Below are 9702 nucleotides of genomic sequence, written 5' to 3' on the forward strand. Positions count from 1 at the left end.
TCACCAGAGCGGGCCGACCCTGCGGCCGAACTTGTCCGTGCTGACCATCGGCGCGCCGCAAATATCGGACGGCTCCGGTATCGGCCGCGCCTCTGCGGCATAGCCCGACAGAACGACGTCGAGCACCTCCGGCGCGCGCTCGAGCGCAGCCTGCTCGCCCTCGGCGCAGACCACCGCCTCCGGGACGTCGGGGAAGGTCACGAGGACGAGTCCTTCTTCGCCGGGAATGACCCTTGCGGGGTAGGTTGGCATGCGCCTCTCCAACGCTACGACGCCTCGTACAACGCCAATGGCCTTTCCTGACGCATGAGCAGCAGCAGAGTTCCCGAACATTCTCCTTTAATTTCCGCCACATCGTTCCCCGGACAGCCCCTCTGGACAGGGGATGGAACCTGATACATGTTAGTACGTTACCGCAACGAGCCCTACCCGGTCACGCGGGGCTCCCTAGCGGACGCCCCAGCTCTTGCACCGGCTGGGGCGTCCTTTTGGAACGAGACCCAGAGAAAAGGGGACATTGAATGAAGTTCATGCTCAAAGCCGCAGTCGGCGCCAGCCTCCTCGCTCTCGCCGCGTGCGGCGGCAAGGGCGACGACAGCCTCGGCGACAACGTTGCAGACAATGCGGATGCCGTTGCCGACAACATCGAAGCGGTGGCCGACAACACCACCAACGAAGCGGCTGCGGACTCGCTCGAAGCCAATGCCGACGCGATCCGCGAAAATGGGCAGGCCCAGGAAGAGGCGATCGACGACGCCGACGTGAAGGTCAACCAGCACTAAGATCGCGATTTCTCCCTTTCCGCGATCTATGCGCCCCGGGTGCGTATCTCCCGGGGCGCTTCTTTGCGCATGGTCGCGTGGCGAGCGTGCGCAGCGCGGAAAGGGAGGATAGCTGTTTACGGAACCGGCGCTCCGGCGGCTGTCCGGATTCTCCCTGCTCGCGGAAGAGGGACCACCGCCGACAGGCGGTGCTAGGAGGAGGTTCGGAGACCCGCTCAGTGCCGGACTGCACCCGTTGACGTGGGTCTCATGCCCCCTTCACCACCTTCGGCGGTCCCCTCCCAGTCCCGGGGAGGATCTCGCTGGCACCGGAAAAGCGTAGCCACCTTTCGCCACGATGCTCTAGGGAGCCGCAGTGGCCGATCTTTTCGCGCATGATGAACCACCTTCCGCTCCGGCTGCGGTGCCGGACACGGCGCCGCTCGCCGACCGGCTGCGCCCGCGCAGCCTGGACGAGGTGGTCGGCCAGGAGCATCTGACCGGGCCAGACGGCGCGATCGGACGGATGGTCGCCGCCGGGCGGCTTGCCTCGATCATCTTCTGGGGACCGCCCGGCACCGGCAAGACCACCATTTCGCGCCTCCTCGCCGACGCCGTCGGCCTGCGCTTCGTCGCCATTTCCGCAGTGTTCTCAGGCGTTGCGGATCTGAAGAAGGTGTTCGCCGAAGCCCGTGACCATGCGCGCATCGGCAGGCAGACCCTGCTCTTCGTCGACGAGATCCACCGCTTCAATCGCGCCCAGCAGGACGGCTTCCTCCCTTATGTCGAGAATGGCACCGTCGTGCTGGTCGGCGCAACCACCGAGAACCCATCCTTCGAACTGAACGCCGCCTTGCTGTCGCGGGCGCAGGTGCTGATCCTCAATCGCCTCGATGCCCAGGCACTCGGGCAATTGCTCGACCGCGCCGAGGCGCTGATCGGCCGGCCGCTGCCGCTGACGCCGGAAGCGCGCGACGCGCTGGTCGCCACCGCCGATGGCGACGGCCGGTTCCTCCTCAACCAGGCGGAGACCCTGTTCTCGATACAGCTCGACGCACCGCTCGACCCGGCCGCGCTGTCGGCGCTGCTGCAGCGGCGGGTGGCGGTCTACGACAAGGATCGCGAGGGCCATTACAACCTCATCTCGGCGCTCCACAAATCCCTTCGAGGCTCCGATCCGCAGGCCGCACTCTATTATCTTGCGCGGATGCTGACCGCCGGCGAGGAGCCGCTCTACGTGCTCCGCCGCCTCGTCCGCTTCGCCTCCGAAGATATCGGCCTCGCCGATCCGCAGGCGCTGGTTCAATGCTTGGCCGCCAAGGACGCCTATGATTTCCTCGGCTCCCCCGAGGGCGAACTCGCCATCGTCCAGGCCTGTCTCTATTGCGCGACCGCGCCCAAATCGAACGCCGCCTATGTCGCGCAGAAAGCGGCGTGGCGGAGCGCGAAGGAGACCGGCTCGCTGATGCCGCCGAAGACCATCCTCAACGCGCCGACAAGGCTGATGAAGGATGTCGGCTACGGCAAGGGCTACCAATATGACCATGATGCCGAAGGCGGCTTTTCGGGCGACGATTATTGGCCGGAAGAGATGCAGAAGCAGGAATTCTACCGTCCCGTCGACCGGGGCTTCGAGAAGAGGATCGCCGAGCGCATGGCCTGGTGGGAGGAGAGACGTGCTGAGATTCGCAGCTAAGATTCTGGTGCTGGGCGCGCTCTTCGCCGCCCCGGCCGCCGCCCAGGACCGCTACACCCGCGCGCTCGCCGCCGGCTACAAGGCCGCGTTCCTGTGCTCCGACATCTTCAACGCCGGTCAGAGCGAGGCGATCGTCGCCGCGGACGACCTGAAGCGCATCTATCCCGAGCTGGAGCCGATCATCCCGTCGCTCGAGACGAAGATCGACAAAGCGGCGAAGACGGTCAGCGTCAGCTTCGATCCGGCGCTGCCGCCCCGCATCGCCGCCTGGCGGCCGCATCTCGGCTGCGCCCAGCTGCCGATCGGCGCCGCCGCGGAAGCCGCGGCCCGCCTGCCCCGCCTGGCCGAGAACCCCGCCGTCGACCGCGCCGACGCGCGCGCCTGGCCGGACGGCGACCGGGGCGCCGTGGCCAAGCCGAGGGGCGATGCGGCTGCGCTTTCCAAGGCCGTCGCGGCCGCCTTCGACCGGCGCAGCTACGGTCAGGGCAGCGAGACCACCGCTGTCGTGGTCGTCCAGGACGGCCGCATCGTGGCCGAGCGCTATCGCGGCGACTTCGACATGCACATGCCGCAGCGCACCTGGTCGGTCGCCAAGAGCATTGCCGGCAGCGTCATCGGCGCCGCCGTTCAGCAAGGCCTGTTCGACGTCAACGCCCCTGCACCGGTTCCCGAATGGCAGGCGCCCGGCGATCCGCGCGCGGCGATCACCACCGACAGCTTGCTGCGGATGGCCAGCGGCCTCCACAGCGACACTGCCGGGAACCGCACCGACGCCGTCTATTTCGGCGGCTCGACCGTGACCGAGGACGTCACCGCCTGGCCGATCGAGGCGCCGGCGAATACGCGTTTCCGCTACGCCAACAACGATATTCTGCTCGCCGTGCGAGGCCTCCGCGCCAAGCTCGGCGACGGCGACCGGGCGCTCGCCTTTCCGTTCGAGAGCCTGTTCTGGAAGATCGGTATGACCCGGACCATTCCGGAGACCGATTGGCAGGGCAATTTCATCCTCTCCTCGCAGGTCTGGACGACCGCGCGCGATCTCGCCCGGCTTGGCCTTCTCTACCAGAATGGCGGCGTGTGGAACGGCGCGCGGATCCTGCCGGAGGGCTGGGGCGCCTATGTCTCGCGCCACGGCCCGGCCCAGCCGGCGTCGGGCTATGGCTATGGCGCCTCCTTCTGGACCTTCCCGAAGGAACTCGGCCTTCCCGAAGACGCCATCATCGCGCAGGGCAATCGCGGCCAGTATCTGGCCGTGATCCCATCGCGGAAGATCGTCATCGTGCGGCGCGGCTATGACGGCCCGGGTACCGCCTTCGATCAGAGCGCCTTCATCCTCGACGTGCTCGCCGCGCTCAAATGAGCGCGCCATTCCGCAGCTGGGACGAGGTCGCCGCCTTTGCGCTGACCCTGCCCGAGACGGAGATGGGAACCTCCTATGGGCGTCCCGCAGTCAAGCTGCGCGGCAAGGGCTTCGTCTATCCGGGCCGCGAACCGGACAGCTTCGCGATTTCGGTAGCGGTTCCCGAGAAGGAGATCCTGATCGAAACCGATCCGGACACCTTCTGGGAGACCGACCATTATCGCGGCTGGCCGGCGGTGCTGGTCCGCTTCGGCAGCCCCGCACGCGAGCGCATCGAAGCGTTGATCACGCGCGCCTGGTGGGATCGGGCCACCAAGGCGCAGCGCACCGCCTTCGGAGAGCGTCCCTGAGCCGCTTCGCCCGCTTCGCCGCGATCGACTGGTCGGGCGCCAAGGGCCGCAAGCACAAAGGCATCGCCATCGCCTGGTGCGAGCGCGGCGACAAGGCGCCGCGTCTGGTGCGGCCGGATCACGTCTGGTCGCGCACCGAAGTGCTCGGCTGGCTGACCGAAACAGCCGCCGAAATGCCTACACTCTACGGCTTCGACTTCAGCGCGGCGCCGCCAATCGCCGAGCGTGGCGCCTATTTCCCTGGGGAGACTGCGGTGCCAGCCGATGCCAGGTCGCTCTGGGCCTATGTCGACCGGCTCTGCGAAGACGAGGATCTCGGCGCGGCAAGCTTCATGGAACAGCATCACCGCCGCCATTTCTATTTCGGCGCCGCGGACGGGGTGAAGGCGGAATTCCTCCATCACCGAGTCTGCGAACATGCGTTCAACGCCACCGGCGGCGGCAAGGCCTCCACCCTCTACGACGCGATCGGGGCCGCGCAGGTCGCGAAGGCGAGCTATGCGGGCATGCGGCTGCTGCACCGGCTCGAAGGAAAAGTGCCGATATGGCCCTTCGACTTCGCTCAGGACAGGCCGATGGAGGACGTGCCTCGCGACGGCAGCGTCGTCGTCGAGATATACACCCGCGCCTTCATTCGCCTTGCCGGCCTCAGCGGCCGCAAGGTGCGCACGCGCGTGGACCTCAACCTTGCAATGAAGGGGCTCGGCAGCCGCCCGGCCCGGCTCGTCGCCGATCCGAGCGACCATCAGACCGACGTGCTGATCGCCGCGGCGGGCCTTCGCGCAATCGCCGACGACCGGCTCTACTGGCACCCCACCCAACTCACGCCGGAGCTGGCGCGGACGGAGGGCTGGACCTTCGGGGTCTTGTAAGCGGTCGACGGCCAGGCCGTGCAATCGAAATTCGATCCTGCTTAGCGGCGGCGCGTGCGCTTGCCGAGCCGGCGCGCATTGGCGGTCGCCGCCGCGTGCACCGGCCGCAACGCCGCGCCGGGTGCGGCCCACAGACGGGTCATCGCGTCGGTCCAGCGGAAGAAGGTGTCGATCGTCGGCTCGGCAGTGGCGGCGAGCGCGCCCACTTCCTGCTGCCAGATCCGCCACTCGGCGGCGAGCACGTCGCCGGCAGCGCCGAACGCCGCCACTTTCTCCGGCACCATCCGCGACAGCTCTCGGTAATCGCCCTTGTGCGGCGCTGCCGCCGCGTCGCCGATCATCCGGCTGCGCGTGCGGATCACCGCGTCGGCGGCGAGCATCGTCTCGGCCGAGCGCAGGCCGGTCGCGAACAGATCGAGCGCCGCGGCATTGAGCTTCATCGCCGTGTAGATCGGGAGCATTGGGTACGCCTCACTGGGTTGGAGCGCTTCAAGCGAAGCAGGACCTCCGGAAGATCCCTAGCGGCTTTTGCTTTCGCCACCATGACGATGATTTCACGACCGCCTCGGCAGCGTCGGGCCTAGCCCATTTCCTTCGCGCCGAGCCAGGAGGCACGCATTGCTAATGCGCTGCGCAGGGTCGCTGCGCCAAGGGGGCGGGATGGCAACGCGGCTCTCGCGCATCCAGGCGCCTCCTGCGCTTTCCAAGACTGGACCTTTGCGCCAATTTTGCGCATGGGAAGCCCGCGCCGGGTTAGCTCAGCTGGTAGAGCAACCGCCTTGTAAGCGGTAGGTCGTCGGTTCGAGTCCGACACCCGGCACCATAGGGTCATTACGACCTTGAGTTTCCTCGAGAATCAGCCATTTCTGCGGTTCTTGGCCTCCCTGCGGTACACCGAGGAGGTACACCACCGTTGGGCATCTTCGTGCAGTTTCTCACCCGTCCCACCAAATCTGGCAGCCGCAGCTTCCGACGGCGCTTCCCCGTGACCAGCTACATGTAGGGCGGCTTCGTTGGGGACCTCGTTTCGGTTAACGGTGGGGCGGGGGTGCAGATTAGCGATCTGTCTGACGCGATGTGAAGTTGCTTTGCGGGTCTGGGAGATCCGCTGTTTACCGCCGGTGGTAAAGGCGCTCCGGACGCAAGGTCGTCCTTCTGTCGAGCCTTGAAGAATGAACCCGCTGGACTCGTTGCTGGTCTGGGTAGCGGGTGAGAGCGATGACGGCTACAGGCCGCACGCGCCACACCCGAACGCCGCCTTTCGCATGAAGCGGCACGGGCTCCAGCCATTGGGGCGTTTGTCCGCGGAGAAGCCGGGCGATGAGGCTGTTCCGCCGGTCCTTGCCATACATGGGCGCCTCGGCCCCGGTTGTGCAGATCAGCACATGATCGAGGCCGCGTGCCCTGACGATCTTTTCGGCCTGCTCGGGCGGGCTCATGAACGCAACCATCATGTCCCGTATCGCCAGGTTGCTGCGATGGTAACTTCCCGCGATGGTTGCGTGCCGGGTGTAGTGCAGCAATGCCGGACCGATGTTGAGCGGCGCCAGGAAGCGGGCCTTCGGCATCGATGCGAGTGGACGCAGCTGCCGCGCATCGGCGCACTCGTTCCATTCCTTGTCGGCCGCCCCGGTCCCCGGCTGAAAGGCCTTGATCGCGGCCGCGGGCATGACCGGCAGCGGTAGCAACACGACGGCCGCGCTCACCACCACCCGCACCAGCGGACGCGTCGACCGTTGCGCGCGCCGAACGAAATGGATGATGAAATAGGCGCATCCCGGCAGAGCGTAGAGCTGGCTCACGCCGCCTGCCCGAAAGACGGACAGCGACACCAGAAACGCGGCAGCGAGCAGGAGGCCGATGGTGAGCCAGTTGCGGCGGCCCTCGTCATCCCCGGCGTTGCGCAACGCGAGCGCGGTTCCGAACCCGCCGACCAGCGGCAGCCAGAGCAGCATCGCCGCCTGACTGAGCGGCTGCCGCCAGATTGGCAGCCCTTCCGCAACGTTCAGATACCAATAACGGTAGACGAGCGGGTGGAGGGTCGCGAACGGACTTGCCGCGCAGGACGGATTCACCCCGAGAAGAACTCCCCCGGCGATCGCCGCCGCGCCGCCAAGCAGAAGCGCCCGCGCCGGCCAGCGGTCCAACCAGGGCAGCCGGCTTCCTGCCAGAACGATGATCGTGGCCGAGGCCAGGGGCAGCAGATAGACCGGCGAGACCGCGTCGCAATAAGGCGCCCACCAGCGGGTCGGCAGGTGCGTGGCGGCGAACAGCAGCAAGGATCCGGCGAGGAGAGCGGCGAGATAGGCGTACAACCGCTCCCTCTCGCTCGCGGCGCGGATGTAGCGGATGCCGAGGATCGCGCCTGCCGCAACCGCAAGCGGGAGCGCCTCGATCGACACGTGCATCCACGTCGCCATGGCGAGACCGCCTACGCCCCCCGAGACGCGTGCGTCGCGCAACAGGAGACCGAGGAGGGCAAGCGCCGCCATGGCGAGTTGCCAGCCATGGTGATCGATGCGCAGTGGCAGCAGCTGAAGCAGGACCGGCGGCGCGATCGAGATCAACGCGGCGGCGAGCACGGCACCCCCGCCCCCCATAACCCGTCGTGCGATCATGAAGACGAAGACCATGGTGAGCCCGAGCAACAGCAAGGGAACCATGATCAGAGTCACCCTCTCGGCTTCGACGCTGCCCAGAAGAGGCGTCAGCAACCCGATCCCCGCCGCCAAGGGCAGGTCGACCAGTCGCGACCAGTGCATCGAGGCCCCAGCGGGTGGCTCGAACCGGTATTGGGTGACGTCGAACCAGCTCTGACCCGCCATCCAGTCCCGCACCTGAACCAGGCGGAGGTGATCGTCGGCATCGATCAACCAGAAGCCGCGAATGGCGTCCACGCGCAACCACAATGCAAAGGCGCAGACCAGGATCCATGCGACCAGCAACCCGATGATCGGCAGCCCGATAATCGGTCGTGTCGCCGGAGCGCGGGAGACTTCTGCATTGCTCATCCGAACGGCCCCTCGGCCTCAGGCGGCCAATCGCCGCGGCACCAGCCGCTCGGAGGCGAGTGCGGCGTTGCGGCCGTCGGCTTCGCCTTCGTGGCCGGATTCGTGATATTCGGCATCCTCGTTGACCGCCCAGACGTCGTAGACGCGGGTTCCCGCCTCGATGTTGCGGACGGTGAGCATGGCCGTCATCATCGCATGGTCCTGATTGTTGTAGCGGTGCATGCCGTTGCGGCCGACGAGGTGCAGGGTCGGGTAGAGACGCTCAAGCTCGCTGCGCATCGCCTCGACATTGTCCTTGTAGACGTCGTCATAGACCGGATAGGCCTTTTCCTGGCGCACCACCTGGCCGCCTTCGATCGCGGCCGGATCGCACAGGCCGAGCACGCCCATCTCGTGCCTGGCGAGTTCGACGAGATCGGCATCGTCCATGCTCCAAATGCCATCGCCCTCGAAGCAGAAATATTCGAGGCCGACGCAGGCAAGCTCGGGATCCGGCACCATTTCGGGCGACCAGCTGCGGAAATTCTGGATGCGGCCGACCTTCACCTTGCTGTCGTGAATGTAGATCCAGTTGTCGGGGAACAGGTCCTCGGAGCGGATCATCAACGCGACGGTGAGGAAATCGCGATATTTGAGGTCTGCCGCCGCCGGCAGGCTCTCGGGCAGAGGATGGATGCGGGTGGCGAGCTCGCGCATCGGTGCCGAGGAGATGACGTGGGCGGCATCGAGGATCACCGTCTCGCCGTCCGCATCGCTCGCCGCGACCCGCCAGCGGCCGGTGGCGCCATCCTGCGAGAGCTGCTGGAGATGGTGCCCCATCAGCACCCGGTTTCCGCCGGCGACGACGAAATCGCGCGCCGCTTCCCACATCATGCCCGGGCCCTTCCTGGGATAGCGGAAGCTTTCGAGCAGGGTCTTGGTCTCCATGCCGTCATTGGGCCGGCGGTTGAGGCCGAGCGAGCGCTTCAGGCCGTCCAGCACGGCGCCGCCGAGGCTCAGCCCCTTGATCCGCTGCGAGGCCCAGTCGGCCGAGATGTCGCTGCAGGCCATCCCCCACACCTTCTCGGTATAGGCCTTGAAGAAGATCGAGAACAATTTGCGGCCGAACTGATTGACCGTCCAATCCTCGAACGAGTTCACCTGCTTGTTGGGAAACAGCTTCGACCTGGCGAACGAGGCCATGCACAGGGTCGAGCGCCAGATGCCCAGGTTCCACAGCGCCTCGAACGCACGCAGCGGATAGGAATAGAAGCGGCCCTCATAATAGATGCGGCTCATCCGCGGCCGGACGATGAAATCGTCGGGCAGGATCTCGTTCCAGAGGTCGACCACTTCCTTCGACTTGGAAAAGAAGCGATGGCCGCCGATGTCGAAGCGGAAGCCCCGATGCTCGACGGTGCGACTGATCCCGCCGACATAGACCGGGTCCTTTTCGATCACGACGACCGAATAGCCCTTCTTCGTCAGCTGATAAGCCGCCGTGAGCCCTGCCGGCCCGGCCCCGATGATCGCAACGTCGACCGAATGCCCCATGTCTCAACCCACTCCCGAAAGCCGATCCTCGCATAAGGCGGCCAAGGTTGAGGATTGGTTAAAGCAACGGTAACTTCCGTAACCGGATCGTGAACTTGCCTGGGATCCGATCTATCCGG

General features: G+C 66.3%; 9 protein-coding genes and 1 tRNA gene. 6 read left to right on the top strand and 4 right to left on the bottom strand.

The genetic code is table 11. The features are described from left to right. Positions 1–252, bottom strand: a complete 252-nt coding sequence (locus ETR14_RS04440) for a type II toxin-antitoxin system HicB family antitoxin (RefSeq protein ID WP_129383549.1) — start codon at positions 250–252, stop codon at positions 1–3. A gap of 269 nt (positions 253–521) precedes the next feature. Between ETR14_RS04440 and ETR14_RS04445 the strand changes: the two genes are divergently transcribed. The 5 genes from ETR14_RS04445 (at position 522) to ETR14_RS04465 (ending at position 5039) form a co-directional block, all read left to right on the top strand. After that, complete coding sequence (locus ETR14_RS04445) at positions 522–782, top strand: hypothetical protein (RefSeq protein ID WP_129383550.1); 261 nt, start codon at positions 522–524, stop codon at positions 780–782. A 355-nt stretch (positions 783–1137) separates the two neighbouring features. Then, positions 1138–2457 (top strand): replication-associated recombination protein A, encoded by a 1320-nt coding sequence (locus ETR14_RS04450; protein WP_129383551.1) that lies wholly within the window; start codon positions 1138–1140, stop codon positions 2455–2457. Beyond that, the gene (locus ETR14_RS04455) at positions 2438–3817 is read left to right on the top strand and encodes a serine hydrolase (protein ID WP_243455760.1); all 1380 of its coding nucleotides are present in this window, start codon (positions 2438–2440) and stop codon (positions 3815–3817) included. Before ETR14_RS04450 ends, ETR14_RS04455 begins: the two co-directional genes overlap by 20 nt. Further along, the gene (locus ETR14_RS04460) at positions 3814–4167 is read left to right on the top strand and encodes an MmcQ/YjbR family DNA-binding protein (RefSeq protein ID WP_129383552.1); all 354 of its coding nucleotides are present in this window, start codon (positions 3814–3816) and stop codon (positions 4165–4167) included. The genes ETR14_RS04455 and ETR14_RS04460 overlap by 4 nt, the downstream gene beginning before the upstream one ends. After that, positions 4116–5039 carry a hypothetical protein gene (locus ETR14_RS04465; protein ID WP_243455761.1) on the top strand — a complete coding sequence of 308 codons (924 nt, stop codon included), beginning with the start codon at positions 4116–4118 and terminating at the stop codon, positions 5037–5039. The genes ETR14_RS04460 and ETR14_RS04465 overlap by 52 nt, the downstream gene beginning before the upstream one ends. A gap of 41 nt (positions 5040–5080) precedes the next feature. Here ETR14_RS04465 and ETR14_RS04470 read toward each other — a convergent pair whose 3' ends face one another. Further along, positions 5081–5500: a hypothetical protein gene (locus tag ETR14_RS04470; RefSeq protein WP_129383553.1), complete on the bottom strand. Its 420-nt coding sequence runs from the start codon at positions 5498–5500 to the stop codon at positions 5081–5083. A gap of 286 nt (positions 5501–5786) precedes the next feature. Here ETR14_RS04470 and ETR14_RS04475 point away from each other — a divergent pair. Then, positions 5787–5862, top strand: a tRNA-Thr gene (locus ETR14_RS04475). A gap of 289 nt (positions 5863–6151) precedes the next feature. Here the strand turns inward: ETR14_RS04475 and ETR14_RS04480 are convergent. Beyond that, positions 6152–8050: a hypothetical protein gene (locus tag ETR14_RS04480; protein WP_129383554.1), complete on the bottom strand. Its 1899-nt coding sequence runs from the start codon at positions 8048–8050 to the stop codon at positions 6152–6154. Between the two features lie 18 nt (positions 8051–8068). Continuing rightward, a complete protein-coding gene (locus ETR14_RS04485; RefSeq protein ID WP_129383555.1) occupies positions 8069–9583 on the bottom strand; it encodes an NAD(P)/FAD-dependent oxidoreductase in 1515 nt (504 codons plus the stop codon). Positions 9584–9702: the final 119 nt, after the last annotated feature.

This window comes from Sphingosinicella sp. BN140058 (assembly GCF_004135585.1).
Lineage (GTDB): Bacteria > Pseudomonadota > Alphaproteobacteria > Sphingomonadales > Sphingomonadaceae > Allosphingosinicella.

Coding starts and splice junctions, on each gene's coding strand:
- ETR14_RS04440 (WP_129383549.1), bottom strand. CDS start 252: ATGCCAACCTACCCCGCAAGGGTCATTCCCGGCGAAGAAGGACTCGTC.
- ETR14_RS04445 (WP_129383550.1), top strand. CDS start 522: ATGAAGTTCATGCTCAAAGCCGCAGTCGGCGCCAGCCTCCTCGCTCTC.
- ETR14_RS04460 (WP_129383552.1), top strand. CDS start 3,814: ATGAGCGCGCCATTCCGCAGCTGGGACGAGGTCGCCGCCTTTGCGCTG.
- ETR14_RS04470 (WP_129383553.1), bottom strand. CDS start 5,500: ATGCTCCCGATCTACACGGCGATGAAGCTCAATGCCGCGGCGCTCGAT.
- ETR14_RS04480 (WP_129383554.1), bottom strand. CDS start 8,050: ATGAGCAATGCAGAAGTCTCCCGCGCTCCGGCGACACGACCGATTATC.
- ETR14_RS04485 (WP_129383555.1), bottom strand. CDS start 9,583: ATGGGGCATTCGGTCGACGTTGCGATCATCGGGGCCGGGCCGGCAGGG.